The organism is Micromonospora sp. DT178, from assembly GCF_049841695.1.
Classification (GTDB): Bacteria; Actinomycetota; Actinomycetes; order Mycobacteriales; family Micromonosporaceae; genus Micromonospora.
The window spans coordinates 64,938-85,565 of the sequence record NZ_JBNCKV010000018.1 but is presented as its reverse complement, the minus strand read 5'-3'; the positions used below and the strand labels follow the sequence as shown (position 1 = coordinate 85,565).

Here is a 20,628-nt window from a genome sequence, read left to right as displayed (position 1 = left end):
GGGCCCGGACCCGCAAGCGATGACCTGAACAGGTACGACGTCCGGAGGCAAGGCATGCGCGACGTGGAAAACACTCCTCGGCCCCAGTTCCCGGCGGGCGACCGAGCGCGGCGGCCCGGCTCCCCTGGGGAGGCCGAGGGCGGCGTCGGCCTGCCCATCAACGAACGGTCGTACCGGCGGCTCGCCGAACCCGTCGAGGTGGTGCGCGTGCCCGCCCGGCCGGGCCCGGGAGCCCGGGACGAGGAGGAGCCCGGCTTCGTTATCCACCTGCCGATCCGGGTCGCCAATCTGCGGGCGGCCACCGCGCTGGCCGGGACGGTCGCCACCTCGCTGAGCTTCCTCAGCGAACTGGACGCCGGCGAGACCACCGTCTCCAGCACCGACGACCAGAACAACCGGCACCGGGTCTTCTGCGACCTGCTGCTGCCCGACCGCTCCCGCTGCCCCCAGCCGTACGAGCACGGCGGCCCCTGTGGAGAGGTGCCGGCGCCCCCGGAGCAGCGTCCCGCGCCCCGCCCGTCGGCCGGACCGTAGGCTGTGCGTCGAGAAGTCGAACTCCAGCCAAGGGAGCCCTCCACCTATGCAGAAGTGGGAATACTCCACGGTCCCGCTGCTGGTCCACGCGACCAAGCAGATCCTCGACAACTGGGGTGAGGACGGGTGGGAACTCGTCTCCGTGGTTCCCGGTCCCAACCCGGAGCAGCTCGTCGCGTACCTGAAGCGGCCGAAGGCATGAGCGAGCGGAGCGAGCGAATCATTCTGCTCGGCGCGTCGGTGTCTCGTGACGCCGCCGAGCGCAGCGAGGTGGCGGCATGAGCAACGGTCCGCACGCGAAGCTCGCCGAGCTCGGGCACACGCTGCCCGAGGTGGTCCCGCCGTTGGCCAGCTACGTGCCGGCCGTCCAGTCCGGGCAGCACGTCTACGTCTCCGGGCAGCTGCCGATGGTCGAGGGGAAGCTGCTCGCCACCGGCAAGGTCGGCGCCGGCGTCTCCGCCGAGCAGGCCAAGGACCTGGCCCAGCAGTGCGCGCTCAACGCGCTGGCCGCGATCGACTCGCTGGTCGGCCTGGAGAACGTCGTCAAGGTCGTCAAGCTGACCGGCTTCGTCGCCGCCGCCTCCGGCTTCACCGCCGTCCCGGGCGTGATCAACGGCGCGTCCGACCTGTTCGGCGCGGTCTTCGGTGAGGCCGGTCGACACGCGCGCAGCGCCGTCGGGGTGGCCGAGCTGCCGCTGGACGCCCCCGTCGAGGTCGATGTCATCGTCGAGGTCGCCTGACCCGCGCCGCCTCCCCGCGATCCTGCGCCCGGTGCCCGGCAAAGCCGTGAAACGGGACGTATCGGAAGCCGGAACTGCAAGATCGCGGGGAGCGGGCGGCGGGGCCGTACGATCGCAGCCATGACCGGGCACTTCACCGCGCCGGCGGCGGCGCTCGCCGACGAGCTGCCGGGTTGGGTGACGCTGCTGCGCGCCCCGAACCCGGGGCCGATGACGCTCGACGGCACCAACACCTGGGTGCTGCGCGCCCCCGGCCAGGAGCACGCCGTCGTGGTCGACCCCGGCCCCGCCGACGAGGGGCACCTGGCGGCGATCGCCGCGCGGGGGCCGGTCGGCCTGGTGCTGATCACCCACGGCCACCCCGACCACACCGACGGCTCGCGCCGCCTGCACGAGCTGCTCGGCGGGGTGCCCGTACGCGCCGCCGACCCGGCGCACACCATCGCGGGGGAGTCGCTGGCCACGCCCGGGGAGGAGCTGGGCGGCCACGACCTGGGCGTCCGGCTCGTGCCGACCCCGGGGCACACCGGCGACTCGGTCTGCTTCCTGGTCGAGCACGGCGACGAGCGGGTGGTCCTCACCGGCGACACGATTCTGGGCCGGGGGACCACGGTGGTCGCCCACCCGGACGGGCACCTCGGGGACTACCTGGCCAGCCTGGAGCTGCTCTCGACGTACCGGGGGATCCCGGCGCTGCCGGGGCACGGCCCGGCGCTGGCCGACTGCGGCGTCGCCGCGGACTTCTACCTGGCCCACCGCCGGGCCCGGCTCGACCAGGTCAGGGCGGCGGTCGCCGGGGGCGCCACCACTCCCGCGGAGGTCGTCGCGACGGTCTACGCCGACGTCGACCGGTCGCTGTGGTGGGCCGCCGAGTGGTCCGTCCGGGCCCAGCTGGAGTACCTGGGCCGGGAATCCGGCGGAGGTGCCGCGGGGTTGGAGCAAGCGTGACCTGCCCGGTGTGCGGAACCGTCGCCGTGCCCGGCGCGCGGTTCTGCCACAACTGCGGCGCCGCGCTGCCGGCCGCCGCGACGCTGCCCGCGGCCGAACGCCGCGTGGTGACGGTGCTCTTCGGCGACCTGTCCGACTTCACCTCCTGGTCGGAGGACCTCGACCCGGAACGCGTCGGCGCGGTCACCGACCGGGTGCTCGCCGCGCTGGCCGGCGCGGTGAAGACGTTCGGCGGTCACGTCGACAAGCTCACCGGCGACGGGATCATGGCGGTCTTCGGGGCGCCGGTCGCGCACGAGGACGACGCCGAGCGGGCGGTGCGGGCCGCGCTGTCGATGCAGCGGGCGGTCCGCCGGGTGCTCGACGACGAGCGGGGCGGTGGCGCGCCGCTCGGCCTGCGGGTCGGACTGAACACCGGCGACGTGATCGCCGGCATCCAGGCCGCGATCGAGTACACGGTCATCGGTGACACCGTCAACACCGCCGCCCGGCTGGCCGACGCCGCCGCCGTCGGCGCGGTCTACGCGGGGGCACGCACCTCCGCCGCCACCCGGCACGTCGCCTCCTGGCGGGCGCTGCGCCCGCTGCGGCTCAAGGGCAAGCGCGAGCCGGTCGAGGCGTACGAGCTGCTCGGTCTCCTGGACGCCCCGGGCACCCGGTCCGGCCTCGGCGACGAGGCCCCCTTCGTCGGCCGGGAGACCGAGATCGGCCGGGTCGCCGGCCGGCTCGCCGAGGTGATCGACCGCGCCGAGCCCCGGGTGCTGCTGATGACCGCCGAGGCCGGGATCGGCAAGTCCCGGTTCGCCGCCGAGGTGGAACGCCTCGCCGCCGGCTACGACGTGGGCCCGGGCCGGTACGCCGCGCACACCGGCGCCCGGGTGCTGTCGGTGCGCTGCGCCGCGTTCGGCGAGCGGCGCCGGCTCGCGCCCCTGGCCGACCTGGTCCGGGCGGCGGTCGGCCTGCCCAACGACGCCGCCACCGCCCTCACCCGCCCGGCCGTCGAGGAACGCCTGCGCCGGCTCGGCCAGCGACTCAGCCGCTCCGGCGAGCCGGCGCCGGTCGCCGTCGACCAACTGCTGGCCCTGCTCGGGTACGCCGAGCTGCCCGGCGGCGGCCCGGCCGACCAGGGCGAATGGGGCACCGCCCAGCCCACCGACGCCGACGTCGTGCCGAACGCGGTCGCGGACCTGCTCACCGCGCTCGCCGGGGAGGCGCCCCTGGTGGTCGTCGTCGACGACCTGCACGACGCCACCGCCGAGACCATCGAGGCGCTCGGGGTCACCCTGTCCCGGCTCGCCGGCCCGGTGCTGGTGCTGCTGCTCGGCCGGCCCGAGCTGGTGCGTACCGCCGGGGCGCTGACCCGGGTCGCGGACGCCGAGGTGCACGCGCTGCCGCCGCTGCGCGGTGCCGACGCGGCCCGGCTGCTCACCACCTACCTCGGCGGCGGCAGGCTGCCGCAGGCCGACGCCGACCGGCTGCTCGCCACCGCCCAGGGCAACCCGTTCTACCTGGCCGAGCTGGTCACCCTGCTGATGGAGCGGGGCGCGCTGACCACCGTCGCCGAGCGGAACTCCCCGAATCCGGGCGGCTGGCGGCTGGTGCCCGGCTCGCTCGGCAGCCGCCTGCTCTCCCGCGACCTGGCCGCGGTGCTCGCCGCGCGCATCGACGCGCTGCCGGCGGAGGCGCGCTCCGTGCTGCGGGACGCGGCCGTCGTCGGCGACACGGTGCCGGACGGTGCGCTGGAGGCGCTGCGCGAGCAGCGGGCCGGCCGCGACGGCCGACCGGCGGCGGTGGTCGCCGTCGAGCTGGAACGGGCGGTGGAGGAGCTGCTGCAACGCCGGATGCTGCACCGCACCCGCACCGGGTACGCCTTCGCGACCCCGTTGATGCGGGAGGCCGCGTACGCCGGGGTGAGCAAGGCCGAACTGGCCGAGCGGCACGCGGCGCTGGCCCGGTGGGCCGCGGCCGGTCCGGCGGCGGGCGCGGGCACGCCGGGCGGCTTCGTCGAGGCGGCCCGGGACGTCTTCGTGGCCCAGCACGTGGAACGGGCCGCCGCGCTGGCCGACGCGGTCGGGCTGCGGCCGGACGCGCCGGCGCGGGCCGTCGTGGGTCTGGGCGTCGCCGCGCTCGGCGGGGCCGCGCGCCGGTCGTTGCAGGCGGGCGAGCCCGCGATGGCCGTGGAGTACGCCGAACGCGCGGCCGAGCTGGCCCGCGACGGGGTGCCGGCGGCCGACCGGGTGGTGCACGCCCGGGCGCTGCTCCAGGTCGGGCGCCCCGCCGACGCGCTCGCCTTCGCCGAGAAGATCGCCGCCAACGCCGGCGACGAGTCCGCCGTCCGGACCGGCGCGCTGCTGCTCGCCGGGCAGGCCCACCAGACCATGGGCGACCAGGCGCGCGCGGTGGGCTGCTGGCAGGAGGCGTTGCAGGTGGCCACGGCCGGCGGGCTGCCCACGCTGCGCGCCTCGGCGATGCGCCGACTCGGCATGGCCGACTTCGTCGCCGGGCGGTTGGGGCAGGCCAGCAGCCGGCTCGCCGCGTCGTACCAGGTGAGCCTCCAGGCGCAGGACCGCCGGGGGCAGGCGTGGTCGTTGCAGAACCTGGCCTGGGTGACCACGACCCGGGGCGACTTCGCCGGCACCGATGCCGTGCTCGGCCGGGCCGCCCGGCTCTTCGCCGAGCTGAAGGACCCGTACGGGCGTGCCTGGCTGCGCGGCACCACCGCCTTCGCCCGGCTGCTCGCCGGCCGGCTGCGCGAGGCGTGCCGGATGGCGCAGGTCTTCCTGCCGTTCGGCGAGCGGGTCGGCGAGGCGTGGGCGGTGGGCACGCTGCGCGCGGTCGAGGCGTTCGCCACCGCCGAGCTGGGCGAGCTGGGCGAGGCGGACCGGGGGGCCCGCCGGGCGTACCGGGAGTTCGCCGCCGCCTCCGACGACTGGGGGCGCGGGTTCGCGCTGGTCGTCCGGGGCGTCGTGGCGCGCGGGCTGGGCGAGCCGGAGCACGCCGCCGACCTGCTCACCGACGCGCTGTCGTACGCGGAGCGGACGTCGCACCCGTTGCTCACCGGGATGGCCGGCACGCTGCGCGGCTTCGTGGCGCTGGATCTGGGTGACTGCGAGACGGCCGAGCGGGACGCCCGGTCGGTGCTGACCGCCGTCGAGCCGCACAACCCGCAGGCGCCCGCCCAGGTGGGGCCCCGGGTGCTGCTGGCCACCGCCCGGCTGGCCGCCGGTGACTCCGCGACCGCCGTCGGGCTGCTCGCCCCGGTGGCCACCGCCGCCGCCACCGTGCCCTCGCTGCTCTTCTCCCGCCGCCAGACCATGGCCCGGTACGCTTCCGCGCTGCTCGCCCACGGCCAGTGCGAGCAGGCGCTGGACTGGGCCCGACGGGCCGTCGCCGCCCCGGCGGAGGACGTGCGCAGCCAGGTGGTCGCCGCGAGAGTGCTCGCCGAGGCGCTCGCGGCCTGCGGCCGGTCCGCGGAGGCGCTCGCCAGCGCCGAGGAGGCGGTCCGCCTGGCGTACGCGACCGAGCAGCGCAGCGAGCGCGCCGCCGCCGACGCGCTGCGGGCGCGCCTCGCCACCCCCTAGTCCCGCCGGACCCCCGAACCGGAAGGTCTGGCGGTTCTGGGGATGCGGTGTGTCGGGGGTGGCCGATAGCGTGTCAGGTCCGAGGGGCGGTCGGTCGTGCGACCGCGTCGGGTCTGGGGAGGGCCGTGATGAGGTTGCCGCGTTCGGCCGCCGGATGGACGATCGCGGTCTTCGGCGTGCTGGCCCTGCTCATGGGCGCGGTCGGGCTGGTCTGGCCGGAGGCGCTGCTGCGGCTGCTCGGCCTCGAGGTGCCGGCGACCCGCGCGGCCGGCGACCACACCGGCACCTTCCTGGTCGCCTCCTCGATGGCCTCGTTCAACATGGGGGTCTACTACCTGCTCGCCACCGCCACCGAGTGGCGGCCGTTCTTCCGCTTCACGGTGGTGTTCCGGCTGGTCACGTTCACGGTGTTCAGCATCGCGGTGCTGGCCGACATCGCGCCCGGGCGGTTCTTCGGGGTGGCCGCCTGGGAGGGCCTCGGCGCGGTGGCGACCGCCGTCGGGCTCTGGTGGGACGACCGTCGCGCGGGTCCGGGGGCGGTGGGTGGCGGAGGCGATTCCGCCGCCAGTGCCGTTCCGGCCGCTGATGCGGTTCACTGAGCCGTCGGTCCGGTTGGGTATTTTCGAGCTGTGACCGCGACCCCGCCCGGCGCCCTGCCGATGCCCATTGTGCCCGGTCTGACCGATCTGCGCGTGTTTGCCAGGGGAGGCTACGCGACGATCTACAAGGCGACCCAGATCTCGGTGGGGCGCGAGGTCGCGGTCAAGGTGGAGAATCGCACCCTCGACAGCGAGCACGACCAGGCCCGCTTCCTGCGCGAGGCGCGGGCCGCCGGGCGGATGTCGTCGCACCCGCACGTGGTCGACCTCTTCGACGTCGGGGTCACGGTCGACCAGCATCCCTACCTGATCATGGAGCTCTGCGACGGCTCGTACGCCGAGCGGATGCGGACCTCGCCGCTCGGGCCGGCCGAGGCGCGCGACCTCGGGGTCAAGATCGCCGACGCGATCGCCCACTCGCACGCGGCCGGCGTGCTGCACCGCGACGTCAAGCCGGCGAACATCCTCTACTCGCACTTCAACTCGGCGGTGCTGGCCGACTTCGGGCTGGCGGTGGTGGCCGAGATGCGTGACGCCTCGGTCGCCCTGGAGGTGCTCACCCCGGCCTACGCGCCGCCGGAGATGTTCAACCACAGCCCGCCGTCGCCGGCCGTCGACGTCTACGCCCTCTGCGCCACCCTCTACGCGGTGATGCACGGCCGCCCGCCGCGCTGGCAGTCCGAGCGCAATCCCAGCCTGGTCACCGTGCTGGAGATGTTCCACCAGCCGGTTCCCGGCCTGCCCGGGGTCCCGGCCGAGATGATCGACGTGCTCCGGGTCGGGATGTCCAACGATCCCGGCGAGCGTCCCTCGGCCGTCGAGCTGCGCGACCTGCTGGTCGGTCTGCCGCTCGGTCCGGCCGGCTCCCCGGCGGGCGGCACGGGCGTGCCGGGTCCGGTCAGCGGGCCCGGGCCCGTCGGCCCGTACGGCGTCGACCACGTCTCCCGGCCCGCCCCGCGACCGCCGGTGGAGGATCTCCACCCCACGGTGCCCACCGTCGGCCAGCGGCGCCGGCGGCGCTGGTTCCTCGGCGGCGCCGGGATGGTCGCCCTGGCCGCCTCGGCCGGCGCAGGCGCCTGGCTGGCCGGCGCGGTCTCCGGCCCGGTCCCGTCGCCGACGGCCGGCGTGGCGGCGACGAGCGTGGCGGTGAGGAGCGCGGTGCTGCCCGCCTGCGCCCTGACGACCGGGCTGCCGGCCGGCGCGGGCTGCGCCGACGAGTTGGAGTGCTTCGGGCCGATGGAGGTGCGCGGCGCGCGGGCCCGGGCGCCCCGGGTGCCCTGCGACGGCCAGCACACCTGGGAGAGCTACGCCGAGGGCAGGCTCCCCGACACCCTGGTCGGCGCCGGCCACGACGAGGTCAGCGCGGACGCGGTGGTGCGCCGGGTCTGCAACGAGACCACCTTCCGGCTCACCAGCGGGATCAGCTACGCGGAGGGCTGGAACCTGGAGGTGCTGCCCCCGGCCGGGGCGGACGCCGACCGGACGTACCGCTGCCTGGCCGGGCGTGGGCTCGACGCGCTCGCCTCACCCACCCTCACGGGCCGCTGAGCCGCTGCGTCCCCGGTGGCGCTCCCGCATGGCGCGGACGGCCTCCCGGTGGTCCAGCGACTCCAGCGTGTCGGCGTCGACGCCGTACAGGCCCCCGACCGGCTGCCCCGGACCGCCCGGCGTGACCGCCGGTTCCGTGCCGTCATCCTGCCGGGCCGCCGCCACCGACACCGCCGCGATCATCGTCGACAGGACGCAGAGCAGCGCCAGGGCCACCCCGACGAGATCCTGACGGCCCCAGACGATCAGCGTGACCAGCAGCGAAGCCGCCGTCAGCGCCGCGACGACCGCCTTCGCCCGCGCGTCGGGCCTCGGAATTCTCACCCGTCCAGGATGTCCGAGCGGGGCCTGCTGTCAACCGGGACGCCGGCACCGGATGCGATGATCTCCGCCGGAGACCGTCTCCGTGGGAGAGGAGCGCCGGTGACCCGCGTCTTCCGGATCGTCGCCGCCGTGCTGGTGTCGGGTGCGCTGGCCGCGTGCGGGTCGGACGGGGCGCCGGAGCCGGCGACCGCGCCGCCCCCCGCGAGCGACCCCGCGCCGGAGGTGCCATCGTCCGGCACACCGTCGTCGTCAGCCCCCGCGTCGTGGGCCCCCGCTTCGACGGCCCCCGCGTCGTCGACCGCCGGTCGCGGCGGGTACGCCAACCCGGACGAGGCGATAGCCGGGCACCTGTCGGCCGTGCCGGGGGTCCGCTACCTCGGCCTCTGCAAGAACGCGAAACGCGATCCGGCGGCGGTCTGCGCCCTCCGGATGGGATTCGTCGGCCAGGACGAGGTCTACGGCCTCGGCGCCCCGCACAGTGACGTCGTCGGCTTCCTGCTGCTGCGCAAGGGACCCGACGGCTGGCGGGTGGTGGACGACTACGCGCACGACGACGGGAAGGCCACGCCGCCGGCCTGGATGGCCGGCGTGGCGTAGCCGGGCGACGGTTGCGGTGCTGACGGCGTTGGGGGTGCCGCCGGGCGCGGAAGGGCGAAAAGCGTCGACGGTGAATTATTCGTTACATCGGCCGGCGGATTGTCGGATATGCGGCCACTCGTCGGCCTGCATCCATGGCGTGCCATCCATAGAGTGACGGAGGTCGAGCCACGGCCCGACCGTCCTGTCGCCCACCGGAAGGCGTCCACATGCCACGACGAAACCGGTCCCTCGCCGCCGCGGGAATCGCCGGCGTCCTCCTCGCCGGCGCCGCGGTCGCACCCGCCGCCGCCGCACCGTCCCCCGCCGGCGGGGACCGTCCGGTCACCTCCGACCGGACCAGCCCGCAGGAGGCCCGCCGGGTCGACCGGGTGCCCACGCCCACACTGGACTGGTACGCCTGCTACGACTACGCCGAGTGCGCCACCGTCCGGCTGCCCCGCGACTACGACCAGCCGAACGGCCCCACCACCGAGGTCGCCGTGCTGCGGGTCAAGGCCCGCGACCAGCAGCGGAAGATCGGCAGCCTCTTCGTCAACCCGGGCGGCCCCGGCGGGTCCGGCACCGACGTCGCGCTCGCCGCGCCGTACTTCCTCGGTGACGAGGTGCTCGACCGCTTCGACATCGTCGGCGTCGACCCGCGCGGCGTCGCCGCAAGTCAGCAGGTCAGGTGCTTCCCCTCAGTCAAGGAGCAGACCCGGGCGTACGCCGGGCTGAACGTGGCGTTCCCGTGGACGAAGGCCGAGGAGAAGGCATACGTCGCCTCCTCGAAGGCCGTCGGCAAGGGCTGCTCCACCACGGGCCGGCCGCTCAGCGGCGCGATGTCGACCGCCGAGGTCGCCCGCGACATGGACGTGCTGCGGCGCGCCGTGGGCGACCGGAAGCTCACCTTCCTCGGCTTCAGCTACGGCAGCATCCTCGGCCAGTACTACGCGAACATGTTCCCGGACCGGGTCCGCGCCCTGGTGATCGACGGCGTGCTGAACCCGAACGAGTGGGTCGGTCAGGGCAAGGCGCGCAGCCTGTCCCAGGAGGACCGGATGCGCAGCGCGCAGGGCGCGTACAAGGCGCTGCGGGAGATCCTGGTGCGCTGCGACAAGGCCGGCGCCCAGGCGTGTGCGCTGGCCGAGGGCGACCCCGTCGCGTCGTTCGACCTGGTCGCGAAGCGGCTGCGGGCCAAGCCGGTGGTCATCGAGGACCCCGACCTCGGCCCGATCACCGTCACGTACGCCGACTTCGTCGCCGCCAACCTGGGCGCGCTCTACGGCCCGACGGGCTACGCCGAGGTCGTCGACATCACCGCCGCCCTGCTGGTGCTCACCGACCCGGCGTCGTCGCCGGCCGCCCGCCGCCCGGCGACGGCCGACGTGACCCGGCAGGCCGCCAAGGCCCGCGAGCAGGCCCGGCGGTACGACTTCCCGTACAACAACGGGTTGGAGACCTTCCTCGGCGTGGACTGCACCGACGGGTACCACCCGAAGGACGCCGGCTCGTTCCCGGCGCTCGCCGCGAAGGCCGACAACCGTGACCCGTACTTCGGTCGGCTCTGGACGTGGGGCACCTCGCCGTGCGCCCGCAAGACCTGGACGGTGGGGGACGAAGACGCCTACACCGGGCCGTTCAACCGGCGGACCGCCGCGCCGGTGCTGGTGGTGGGCAACTACTGGGACCCGGCGACCAACTACCGGGGCGCGGTCAGCTCGGCCCGGCTGCTGCCGAACAGCCGCCTGCTCAGCAGCGACAGCTGGGGGCACACCGCGTACGGGACGTCCGCCTGCGTGACCGGCGCCGTCGACGCGTACCTGCTGCGCGGGGCGCTGCCGGCCAACGGCAAGGTCTGCGTGGGCGACGTCCAGCCGTTCGCCGAGCTGCCGGCCGAGCCGGAGGCGACCCGGCGGGCGGAGGCGTCGAAGGGCGCGCCGGCCGCCGAGGGGGCCCCGGGCCGGGGTGAGCCGAAGCGGCTCCCGCCGGTGGTCGCCCCGCTGCCGGCGGTCGGCACGCTGACCGTCCGCTGAGGACCCCGGGGTGGGGGGGGGGGGGGGGGGCCGCCCGCCCCCCCCCCCCCCCCCGGCCCGCTCAGTAGGACTTGTCCTGGCCGAGGACGTGCTGGGCGACGAAGTTGAGGATCATCTCGCGGCTGACCGGGGCGATCCGGCCGGCGCGCACCGCGCCGAGCAGCGTGGCCACGCCGTACTCGGTGGTCATGCCCGCCCCGCCGAGCACCTGGACGGCGGTGTCGACGGCCAGCGCGGCGGCCTCCCCGGCGGCGTACTTGGCCATGTTGCCGGAGACCCCGGCCTCCAGGTCGCGGCCCGCGTCGTAGAGGGTGGCCGCCTTGTGGATCATCAGGCGGGCCAGCTCCACCTGCACGGCCGCGTGCGCGAGCGGGTGGGCCACGCCCTGGTGGGAGCCGATGCTCCGGCCGCCCCAGACCTTGCGGGTGGCGGTGTACTCGCTGGCCCGCTCGATGGCGTACCGGCCGGTGCCGGCGCCCATCGCGGCGACCGTGATCCGTTCCGGGTTGAGCCCGGCGAAGAGCGCCGGCAGGCCGGCGTCCAGCGACTCGCCGACCAGCGCGTCGGCGGGCAGCCGCACGTCGTCGAGGTAGAGCAGGAACTGGTTCTCCGGGGAGACGATCTCCATGTCCAGCTTGGACCGCGTCAGCCCGGGGGCGTTGGTCGGCACCACGAACAGCGCCGGCTTGAGCTTTCCGGAGACCGCATCCTCGGTCCTCGCCACCACCAGCACATACGACGCCTCGTCGACGCCGGAGATGTAGCACTTGCGGCCGGAGACCAGCCAGTCGTCGCCGTCGCGGCGGGCCACCGTGCCGAGCCGGTGGAAGTTGGAGCCGGCCTCCGGTTCGGTGATCGCGAAGACCACCTTCAGCGAGCCGTCGGCGAAGCCGGGCAGGTAGCGCTTGCGCTGTTCCTCGGTGCCGTGCCGGGCGATCACCGTGGCCGCGATGGCCGGGGAGACCACCAGCAGCAGCAGCGGGCAACCGGCCGCCGCCAGCTCCTCGCAGACGATGGCCAGCTCCGTGATCCCGCCCCCGCCGCCGCCGTACTCGGTGGGGATGTTGACCCCGAGGTAGCCCAGCCGTCCGGCCTCGTCCCACAGTTCGGTGGTGTGCTCACCGGATCTCGCCTTGCCGACGAAGTAGTCGTGGCCGTACCGGCGGCCCAGCGCGCGCACGGCGTCGCGGAGCTGGTCCTGCTCGGGGGTGAGGTCGAAGTTCATCACGGGGCCTCCAGGATCACTCGGGGTTGACCACGGCCAGCACGGCGCCCGTGTCGACCTGCCCGCCGGCCGCGACCGGAAGCTCGGCGACCACGCCGTCGGCCGGGGCGAGCACGGGATGTTCCAGCTTCATCGCTTCCAGGGTCAGCAGCAGGTCGCCGGCCGCCACCCGCTGCCCGACCTCGACGTGCACCCGGGTCACCGCGCCGGGCAGCGGCGCGACCAGCGACCCGGCCGCCAGCTCCGCGGTGGGCTCGGGGAAGCGCGGCAGCTCGGCCAGGCTCGCCGCCCCGTCCGGGCCGTCCACGAAGACGTCCGAGGACACCCGGTGTACGCGGTACGCGCGCCGCACCCCGTCCACGTCGAGCACCACCCGATCGGGGTACGCCCCGACCAGGATCACGGCCGGCGGCGGCGCGTCTGCCGGGGCCGCCTCGTTCGACGTCGGCCCGTCTGCCGGGGCCGCTCCGTCCGGGGTCGGCCTGGCCGGCGGGGCTCCGTCCGGGGTCGGCCCGTCGGCGAGGGCGGCGGAACCGGCGTCCGGCGAGACCGACCACTCGGCGAGGCCGCCGGAGCGGTCCAGCCGGTAGCGGACCTCGATCTCGCCGCCCGGCCCCGCGTAGCGGGTGACCTGCGGGAAGGCGGGCACGTTGCGCCAGCCCGACGGGATCCCGGCGAGCACCGGCGCGTCGGCCCGACGGGCGGCGGCGGTGGCCAGCGCGGCGGCCAGCGCCACCAGGGGGAGCTGGCCGGCCGGCAGCAGCGGGGCGAAGACCTCGGGATGCCGGTCCAGGAAGCCGGTGTCGATCTCCACGGCGCCGAACTCCGGGCTGCGCAGCACCCGGACCAGCAGGTCGCGGTTGGTGGCAACGCCGTGCAGCTCGGCCCGGGCCAGCGCGCCGGCCAGGGCACGGGCCGCCTCGGCACGCGTGGGCGCCCAGGCGATCACCTTGGCGAGCATCGAGTCGTAGTGGACGCTCACCACCGAGCCGTCGACCACGCCCGAGTCCAGCCGCAGGCCCGGCCCGGCCAGCGGCCCGAACTCGGCCGCCGGGCCGGGCAGGGCGAACCGGTGCAGGGTGCCGGTCGCCGGCCGGTACCCCTGCGCGGGGTCCTCGGCGCAGAGGCGTACCTCGATTGCGTGGCCCTGTGCCGGCGGGGTCGCCGCCAACGGCAGCGACCCGCCCTCGGCGACGATCAGTTGCAGCCGGACCAGGTCCAGGCCGGTGGTCAGCTCGGTGACCGGGTGCTCGACCTGGAGGCGGGTGTTCATCTCCAGGAAGTAGATCTCCCCGTCGGGCGCGAGCAGGAACTCGACCGTGCCGGCGCCGACGTAGTCGACCGCCCGGCCGGCGGCCACCGCCGCCTCGTGCAGCGCCGGGCGCACCTCGTCCGGGAGGATGCCGGGCGCCTCCTCGACGATCTTCTGATGGCGGCGCTGGATCGAGCAGTCCCGCACCCCGAGGGCGGCCACCGTCCCGTGCGTGTCCCCGAAGATCTGCACCTCGACGTGCCGGCCGCGCTCGACGTACCGCTCGACGAAGACCGTGCCGTCGCCGAACGCACCGGCCGCCTCGCGGCGCGCGGAGGCCACGGCCTCGGCCAGCGCGGCGGCGTCCCGGACGACGCGCATGCCGCGCCCGCCGCCCCCGGCGGACGCCTTCACCAGCACCGGGAAGTCGGTGATCTCGTCGGCGTCGGTCCAGGTGGGCAGCATCGGCACGCCGGCCTCGGCGAGCAGGGCCTTGGCCGCCATCTTGTCGCCCATCGCGGCGATCGCCTTGGCCGGGGGGCCGACCCAGGTCAGCCCGGCGTCGGTCACCGCCGCGGCGAACTCGGCGTTCTCGGCGAGAAAGCCGTAGCCGGGGTGCACGGCGTCCGCCCCGGTCCTGCGGGCCGCGTCGAGGATCAGATCGATCCGCAGGTACGTCTCGGCGGGCGCGTTGCCGGGCAGCCGGACGGCGTGGTCGGCCTCGGCGACGAACGGCGCGTCGGCGTCGGCGTCGGAGTGCACGGCCACCGTCTCGACGCCCAGCGTGCGGCAGGTGGCGAAGACCCGACGGGCGATCTCGCCCCGGTTCGCCACGAGCAGTTTCCGGATCACTGGTCCCGCCTCTCGATCGCATTCATCGGGCGCACTGCCGCCTCACATACTGAGCCTGCTTTTCGCTCGCGACTGCGGGACTCCGCTTCGCTGCGTTCCTCGCGCTCACAGTCGGAAGACGCCGAAGCTGTCGGCGCCCCTGACCGGTGCGTTGTGGATCGCCGACAGGCAGAGCCCGAGCACGGTACGGGTGTCGCGGGGGTCGATCACCCCGTCGTCGTAGAGCCGGCCGGAGAGGAAGAGCGCGCCGGACTGCGACTCGATCTGCTGCTCGACCATCATCCGCATCGCGGCGTCGGAGTCCTCGTCGTAGTCCCGGCCCCGGGCGGCGGCGGCCTGCCGGGCCACGATGGACAGCACGCCCGCGAGCTGCGCCGGCCCCATCACCGCCGACTTGGCGTTCGGCCAGGTGAACAGGAACCTCGGCTCGTACGCCCGCCCGCACATGCCGTAGTTGCCGGCACCGTAGGAGGCGCCGAGGTTGACCGTCAGGTGCGGCACGGTCGAGTTCGACACCGCGTTGATCATCAGGGCGCCGTGCTTGATGATGCCGCGCTGCTCGTACTCGGTGCCGACCATGTAGCCGGTGGTGTTCTGGAGGAAGACCAGCGGGGTGTCGGCGGCGTTGGCGAGCTGGATGAACTGGGTCGCCTTCTGCGCCTCCTCGCTGAACAACACGCCCCGCGCGTTGGCCAGCACCCCGACGGGATAGCCGTGCAGCTCGCCCCAGCCGGTCACCAGGGCGGTGCCGTAGGCCGGCTTGAACTCGTCGAACTCGCTGCCGTCGAGCACCCGGGCCAGCACCTCGCGCGGGTCGAACGGCACCTTCAGGTCGGCGCTGGCGATGCCGAGCAGCTCCTCCGGGTCGTACCTCGGCGGCTGCGGGGACGGGTTGCGCGGCGGCGGGCCCTGCTTGCGCCAGTTCAGCCGCCGTACGCACTGCCGGGCCAGCCGGATGCCGTCGCGCTCGTCGGCGGCCAGGAAGTCCGCGAGCCCGGACGTCGTGGCGTGCATGGCCGCCCCGCCGAGGGACTCGTCGTCGGTGACCTCGCCGGTGGCCATCTTCACCAGCGGCGGCCCGGCCAGGTAGACCTGCGACCGGTCCCGGATCATGATCACGTGGTCGGACATCCCCGGCACGTACGCGCCCCCGGCGGTGGCGTTGCCGAAGACCACGCTGACCGTGGGGATCTTCGCGGCCGAGAGCCGGGTCAGGTCGCGGAACACCCGTCCACCCGGGATGAAGATCTCCGCCTGGGTGGGCAGGTCCGCGCCCGCCGACTCGACCAGGTTCACCATCGGCAGCCGGTTGGCCAGGGCGATCTCGCCCGCCCGGCGGGTCTTCGCGAGCGACCACGGGTTCACCGCGCCGCCGCGTACCGTCGGGTCGTTCGCGACGACCAGGCACTCGACGCCCTCGACGACGCCGATGCCGGTCACCACGCTGGCGCCGACGGGAAAGTCGGTGCCGTACGCCGCCACCGGGGACAGCTCCAAAAACGGGCTGTCCGGGTCGAGCAGCAGCTCGATCCGCTCCCGGGGGAGCAGCTTGCCCCGCCCGTGGTGCCGGGTCACGTACTTCTCGCCGCCGCCGGCGCGGGCCTGGTCGAGGGCGGCGTCCAGCTCGGCGAGGCGCTCCAGCAGGGCCTCCCGGTTGGCGTGGTACCCCGGCGAGGACGGGTCGATCGCGCTGCGCAGTGTCGTCACAGGCCCATGCCCTTCGCGATGATCTCGTTCATGATCTCGGTGGTGCCGCCGCCGATGCCGAGAATCCGGGCGTCGCGGTAGTGCCGCTCGACCTCGGCGTCGCGCAGGTAGCCGTAACCGCCGTGCAGTTGGAGCGCCTGGTCGACTACCTGGGCGCAGGCGGCCACCGCGACGTTCTTCGCCATCGCCACCTCGGTCACCACCGGCTCGCCCGCCGCGACCCGCGCCGCCACCTGGTGCACGTACGCGCGGGCGGCCTCGGTGCGGGTGTGCATCTCGGCCAGCCGGTGTCGGACGAGCTGACGGCTCGCCAGGGGGCGGCCGAACGTGGACCGGTCCCGGCACCAGCGCACCGCCAGCTCCACGGAACGCTGCGCGATGGCGTACGCCTGGGTGGCCAGCGAGAGCCGCTCCGCGGCGAAGTTCTGCATGATCGCCAGGAAGGCCGTGTCCTCCGCGCCGACCCGGTTGGACACCGGCACCCGTACGTCGGCGAAGGACAGCTCGGCGGTGTCCGAGCAGTGCCAGCCGAGCTTCTCCAGCCGGCGCCCGACCGTGAAGCCCGGCGTGCCCTTGTCGATCACCAGCAGGGTCAGGGCGCCGGTGCCCGGCGGCAGGGTGCAGACGGCGGTGGTCACGAAGTCGGCCCGGACGCCGCTGGTGATGTAGGTCTTCGAGCCGTTGACCACGTAGTGGCCGCCGTCGCGCCGCGCGTGGGTGCGGATGCTCGCCACGTCCGAGCCGCCGTCCGGTTCCGTGATCGCCAGCGCCCCGATCATGGTGCCGGCCAGCGTCGGCCGGACGTACCGGTCGATCAGCTCCGCGTCGCCGGAGGCGACGATGTGCGGCAGGGCGATGCCGTGGGTGAACAGCGCCGCGACCAGCCCGGACGAGCCGCCGGAGCGGATGATCTCCTCGGTGACGATGATCGAGTCGAGCAGGTCCCCGCCGCTGCCGCCGACGGCCTCCGGGAAGCCGATGCCGAGCAGGCCGAGCTTGGCGGCGGTGGCGTGCAGTTCCCGGGGAATCTCGCCGGCCCGCTCCCAGTCGGCCAGGTGCGGCAGCACCTCCCGGGTGACGAAGGCCCGGGTCAGCTCCCGCAGTTGCCGGCGCTCCGGCGTGTCCACGATGGTCATCGGCCCTCCCCGGGCGTCGCGCCGTCGGCCGGGGCGTCCGGGCCGCCAGGCGGGGAGTCCGGGCCGGGCGTGAGCTCCGCCGGCAGGTCGACGAGCCGGGAACGGAGCAGTTCGCCGAGCGCCTTGGCCTGTGGATCGAACCGGGTGGAGGCCGCCACCCCCTGCCCGAGCAGGCCCCGGACGACGAAGTTGACCGCCCGCAGGTTCGGCAGCTCGTACCGCTCCACGGTCAGCGGCGCGGTCTCCGGCAGCAGCTCGCGCAGCCGCGCGGTGGTCAGCCAGCCGCGCAGCCACGACCAGGTGACGTCGGTGCGGGCCCAGACGCCCAGGTTGGCGTCGCCGCCCTTGTCGCCGGAGCGGGCCCCGACCAGCTCGCCGAGCGGCGCGCGCCGGGTGGGCCGGTCGGCCGGCGGTTCAGCCGCCGGGGTCGTCCCGCCGGTCGGGTCGACGGCGGGCGTCGTCGCGTCGGGCGAGGCGGCGGGCGTCGTCGCGTCGGGCGAGGCGGCGGGCGCCGGCCCGTCGGGCGGGCCGGCGGTGCGCGCCGGCGGCGGAATCGGCACCCGCTCGCCGGAGGGGAGCACCGCGACGTGCGGCACCGCGTCCTGCGGCACGGCGTCGGCGGTGAACACCCCGTAGGGCGTCGCGTCGCCGGGCAGCGTGGTCAGTGTGCAGCCGGGATAGGAGGCCAGGGCCAGCTCCACCGCGGCGGCCGAGAAGGCCCGCCCGGCCCGCGCCTTGTCGCCGTCCCGCAGGTGTACGTGCAGCAGCGCGCTCGCCGCCTCGGTGTCGACCGCGTCCGCGTGGTCGGTACGGGCCAGGACGAACTCCAGCCCCTCCGTGCCGACCGCCGCCTCGACCTGACCGCGGACCAGGGCCGCCTTGGCGGGGATGTCGAGCCCGCACAGGACGAAGGTCATCGAGTTGCGGAAGCCGCCGAGGTTGTTGACGCCCACCTTGAGGGTGCCCGGCGGAGACGTGCCCCGGACGCCGCTCACCCGCACCCGGTCCGGCCCGTCGGCGCCCAGCTCCACCGTGTCCAGCCGGGTCACCACGTCCGGTCCGAGGTAGGCCGGGCCGCCGATCTCGTAGAGCAGCTGGGCGGTGACGGTCTCCACGGTGACCGCGCCGCCGGTGCCCGGGTGTTTGGTGATCACACAGGAGCCGTCGGGGTGCAGCTCGGCGACCGGGAACCCGGGGCGCCGCCCGCCGTCGGGCAGCTCGGTGAAGAAGCTGAAGTTGCCCCCGGTCACCTGCGCCCCGCACTCGACCAGGTGACCGGCGACGGTCGCCCCGGCCAGCGCGTCCAGGTCGTCGCGGCCCCAGCCGAACCGGGCGATCGCCGGCCCGACCACCAGGGACGCGTCGGTCACCCGGCCGGTGACCACCACGTCCGCCCCGCCGTCCAGGCAGGCGGCGATGCCGTACGCCCCGAGGTAGGCGTTCGCCGTGAGCGCGTCCGGGCGGGCGAGGGCGTCGCCCTCGACGTACCCGACGCGGACGGTCAGGCCGAGCCGGTCGGCGAGGGACCCGATGGCGGCGGCCAGGCCGGCCGGGTTCAGCCCGCCGGCGTTGGTCACGATCCGTACGCCCCGGTCCAGCGCGGTGCCGAGGCAGCCCTCCAGCTGGCGGAGGAAGGTCTTCGCGTAGCCGAGGGAGGGGTCGCGCAGCCGGTCCCGGCCGAGGATGAGCATGGTCAGCTCGGCGAGGTAGTCGCCGGTCAGCACGTCCAGCTCGCCGCCGTCGAGCATCTCCCGCCACGCCGTGAACCGGTCGCCGTAGAAGCCGGAGGCGTTGCCCACCCGCAGCACGTCGCTCACGCCGGCACCCCGCCCGCCACGCCGGCCCCGCCGGCCGTGTCGGCTGCCTCGGCCTGGCCGGCCGTGGGGGCCGCGTCGGTTGCGGTGGCAGAGCCGGTCGCGGTGGCCGTCGGCGGGCGGCCGGGACCCGGTGGGCCGGCGAAGGCCTGCGCGACGTCCAGCCACGCGTCGGCGACCGGGCCGGTCGCCGCCAGCGCCAGGTCCGCGCGGTGCCTCCGCTGGGTGACCAGCAGGCAGAAGTCGAGCGCGGGGCCGGTGACCCGGTCGGCGGCGTCGGCCGGGCCGTACGTCCAGGTGTCGCCGCCCGGCGCCGCCAGCTCGACCCGCACCAACGCCGTCGGCACCGGCCGGCCGTGGGCCGCGAAGCTGTGGCCGAGGGTACGGAAGCCGAGGTGCGCGACGTGCCGCAGTCGGGCCGTGCCGGGGCGCATCGCGCCGAGCGCGTCGGCCACGTCCGTACCGTGCGCCCAGGTCTCCATGATCCGCGCGGTGGCCATCGAGGCGGCCGACATCCGGGTGCCGAACCAGGGCAGCTTCCCGCCCGCCGGCACCCGCGACAACGCGTCGGCGAGCGCCACCCGGCCGGCACGCCAGCGGGGGAGCAGCTCGCTCGGCGGGGCGAGGAACTCCTCCGCGCCGGCGTCGACGAGCCGGGCCGGGTCGGGTGCGGCGAGCACGGCGGCGAGGAACGCCTCGGCGTCGGTGGCGGCGAGCAGCGCGACGTGGTCGGTCCAGGCGAGGTGGGCGATCTGGTGCCCGACGCTCCAGCCTGGCGACGGCGTGGCGCGCCCCCAGTCGGCGGGCGGGCCGGTCACCAGGTCGTCGAGCTGCTGGGACTCGTCGGCCAGATCCGCGAGCAGGTCCTTGAGGTCGACCATGGTGCCTCCGGGGGGCTGGGGCGGGCGGCCAGGGCGGGCCGGTCAGGGCGGGCGGTCAGGGGGTGAGCAGGGTGGCGAGCTGTCGCTTCCAGGTGTGCAGCAGGGCGGCGCGGCGGGACGAGTCGTCGTTGAGCAGGTTGGCCACGCCGAGCCCGCGGAGCAGGTCGAGGGTCGCCTGCACCGCCTCGCGTACGCCCGGACGGCGTTCGTCCACGTCGAGCAGCGCGACGGTGAGCCGGTGCATCTCGCGGCCGACCCGGGCCTCCAGCGGCACCAGGGCCTCGCGCAGCTCCCGGTCGGTGCGCGCGGCGACCCACAGTTCGAGGGCGGCGACGAAGAGCGGGCCGGTGAAGGCCGCGCCGAGCAGGTCGATCACCCGGTCGAGCCGCTGCGGGCCGGGCGGCAGCGCCTCGGCCTCGGTGCGCAGCTCCTCCGCACGCCGCTCCGCGAGGTGGGCGACGGCGGCCGTGACCAGCGCGGCCTTGGTGGGGTAGTGGTGCAGCTGGGCGCCGCGCGAGACGCCGGCCCGGGCCGCGACGACGGTGGTGGTGGTGCCGGACCAGCCGTGCTCGACCAGGCACTCGACGGTCGCCTCCAGCAGCCGCGCCTGGGTGGCGCGGCTGCGTTCCTGCTGAGGGACGCGGGTCGATGCGGGCACGGGGACAGCCTGCCGCCACCGAAACAAACAGTCAAGACTGACTTTTTCTGGCCGGCATCGGATCGTCCGGCCGAGGTTGGTGACCAGGTGGTCGGGCGCTGTCGAGCTGCCCCTACGGATGGGGCAGGGGCCTGTGGGGGCCACAGGCCCGCCCGGACAGCCCGGCCCGGTACCGGACGGCGACGCGGCTCCACCCCGATCCGGGCTCAGGCCCAAG

At 75.3% G+C, this 20,628-nt stretch carries 16 protein-coding genes and 1 pseudogene; 9 read left to right on the top strand and 8 right to left on the bottom strand.

Going from position 1 to position 20,628, the window contains the following annotated elements; genetic code table 11:
- Positions 1-54: 54 nt before the first annotated feature.
- The 7 genes from ACLQ22_RS26565 (at position 55) to ACLQ22_RS26535 (ending at position 7,950) form a co-directional block, all read left to right on the top strand.
- Positions 55-534: a hypothetical protein gene (locus ACLQ22_RS26565; RefSeq protein WP_425694717.1), complete on the top strand. Its 480-nt coding sequence runs from the start codon at positions 55-57 to the stop codon at positions 532-534.
- Positions 535-580: 46 nt separating this feature from the next.
- Positions 581-736, top strand: coding sequence for a DUF4177 domain-containing protein (locus tag ACLQ22_RS26560; protein WP_018222171.1), 156 nt, complete (start codon positions 581-583; stop codon positions 734-736).
- Between the two features lie 76 nt (positions 737-812).
- Positions 813-1,274, top strand: a complete 462-nt coding sequence (locus ACLQ22_RS26555; RefSeq protein WP_366643684.1) for a RidA family protein — start codon at positions 813-815, stop codon at positions 1,272-1,274.
- Between the two features lie 120 nt (positions 1,275-1,394).
- Complete coding sequence (locus tag ACLQ22_RS26550) at positions 1,395-2,222, top strand: MBL fold metallo-hydrolase (RefSeq protein WP_425694716.1); 828 nt, start codon at positions 1,395-1,397, stop codon at positions 2,220-2,222.
- The gene (locus ACLQ22_RS26545; RefSeq protein WP_425694715.1) at positions 2,219-5,803 is read left to right on the top strand and encodes an adenylate/guanylate cyclase domain-containing protein; all 3,585 of its coding nucleotides are present in this window, start codon (positions 2,219-2,221) and stop codon (positions 5,801-5,803) included. The genes ACLQ22_RS26550 and ACLQ22_RS26545 overlap by 4 nt, the downstream gene beginning before the upstream one ends.
- A gap of 128 nt (positions 5,804-5,931) precedes the next feature.
- Positions 5,932-6,402 (top strand): hypothetical protein, encoded by a 471-nt coding sequence (locus ACLQ22_RS26540; RefSeq protein WP_425694714.1) that lies wholly within the window; start codon positions 5,932-5,934, stop codon positions 6,400-6,402.
- A gap of 30 nt (positions 6,403-6,432) precedes the next feature.
- Positions 6,433-7,950 carry a protein kinase domain-containing protein gene (locus ACLQ22_RS26535; RefSeq protein WP_425694713.1) on the top strand — a complete coding sequence of 506 codons (1,518 nt, stop codon included), beginning with the start codon at positions 6,433-6,435 and terminating at the stop codon, positions 7,948-7,950.
- Here the strand turns inward: ACLQ22_RS26535 and ACLQ22_RS26530 are convergent.
- Complete coding sequence (locus ACLQ22_RS26530) at positions 7,927-8,274, bottom strand: hypothetical protein (RefSeq protein ID WP_425694712.1); 348 nt, start codon at positions 8,272-8,274, stop codon at positions 7,927-7,929. The genes ACLQ22_RS26535 and ACLQ22_RS26530 overlap by 24 nt on opposite strands.
- Before the next feature lie 99 nt (positions 8,275-8,373).
- On the opposite strand from ACLQ22_RS26530, the gene ACLQ22_RS26525 reads away from it, so the two are divergent.
- Both ACLQ22_RS26525 and ACLQ22_RS26520 read left to right on the top strand, forming a co-directional pair.
- Complete coding sequence (locus tag ACLQ22_RS26525; RefSeq protein ID WP_425694711.1) at positions 8,374-8,871, top strand: hypothetical protein; 498 nt, start codon at positions 8,374-8,376, stop codon at positions 8,869-8,871.
- 209 nt (positions 8,872-9,080) lie between these two features.
- Positions 9,081-10,886, top strand: a complete 1,806-nt coding sequence (locus ACLQ22_RS26520) for an alpha/beta hydrolase (protein WP_425694710.1) — start codon at positions 9,081-9,083, stop codon at positions 10,884-10,886.
- Positions 10,887-10,947: 61 nt separating this feature from the next.
- Here the strand turns inward: ACLQ22_RS26520 and ACLQ22_RS26515 are convergent, their stop codons facing one another.
- The 7 genes and pseudogenes from ACLQ22_RS26515 to ACLQ22_RS26485 form a co-directional block, all read right to left on the bottom strand.
- Positions 10,948-12,111 (bottom strand): acyl-CoA dehydrogenase family protein, encoded by a 1,164-nt coding sequence (locus ACLQ22_RS26515; protein WP_425694709.1) that lies wholly within the window; start codon positions 12,109-12,111, stop codon positions 10,948-10,950.
- 16 nt (positions 12,112-12,127) lie between these two features.
- A complete protein-coding gene (locus tag ACLQ22_RS26510; protein WP_425694708.1) occupies positions 12,128-14,215 on the bottom strand; it encodes an acetyl/propionyl/methylcrotonyl-CoA carboxylase subunit alpha in 2,088 nt (695 codons plus the stop codon).
- 105 nt (positions 14,216-14,320) lie between these two features.
- Positions 14,321-15,922: an acyl-CoA carboxylase subunit beta gene (locus tag ACLQ22_RS26505; RefSeq protein ID WP_425694707.1), complete on the bottom strand. Its 1,602-nt coding sequence runs from the start codon at positions 15,920-15,922 to the stop codon at positions 14,321-14,323.
- Positions 15,919-17,058: an acyl-CoA dehydrogenase family protein gene (locus ACLQ22_RS26500; RefSeq protein ID WP_425694706.1), complete on the bottom strand. Its 1,140-nt coding sequence runs from the start codon at positions 17,056-17,058 to the stop codon at positions 15,919-15,921. The genes ACLQ22_RS26505 and ACLQ22_RS26500 overlap by 4 nt, the downstream gene beginning before the upstream one ends.
- Positions 17,055-18,875, bottom strand: a complete 1,821-nt coding sequence (locus ACLQ22_RS26495; RefSeq protein ID WP_425694705.1) for an acyclic terpene utilization AtuA family protein — start codon at positions 18,873-18,875, stop codon at positions 17,055-17,057. The genes ACLQ22_RS26500 and ACLQ22_RS26495 overlap by 4 nt, the downstream gene beginning before the upstream one ends.
- Before the next feature lie 95 nt (positions 18,876-18,970).
- Positions 18,971-19,753 (bottom strand): annotated as a pseudogene (locus ACLQ22_RS26490) (TIGR03084 family metal-binding protein); the annotation flags it as partial.
- A gap of 55 nt (positions 19,754-19,808) precedes the next feature.
- Positions 19,809-20,411 (bottom strand): TetR/AcrR family transcriptional regulator, encoded by a 603-nt coding sequence (locus ACLQ22_RS26485; RefSeq protein WP_132238580.1) that lies wholly within the window; start codon positions 20,409-20,411, stop codon positions 19,809-19,811.
- Positions 20,412-20,628: the final 217 nt, after the last annotated feature.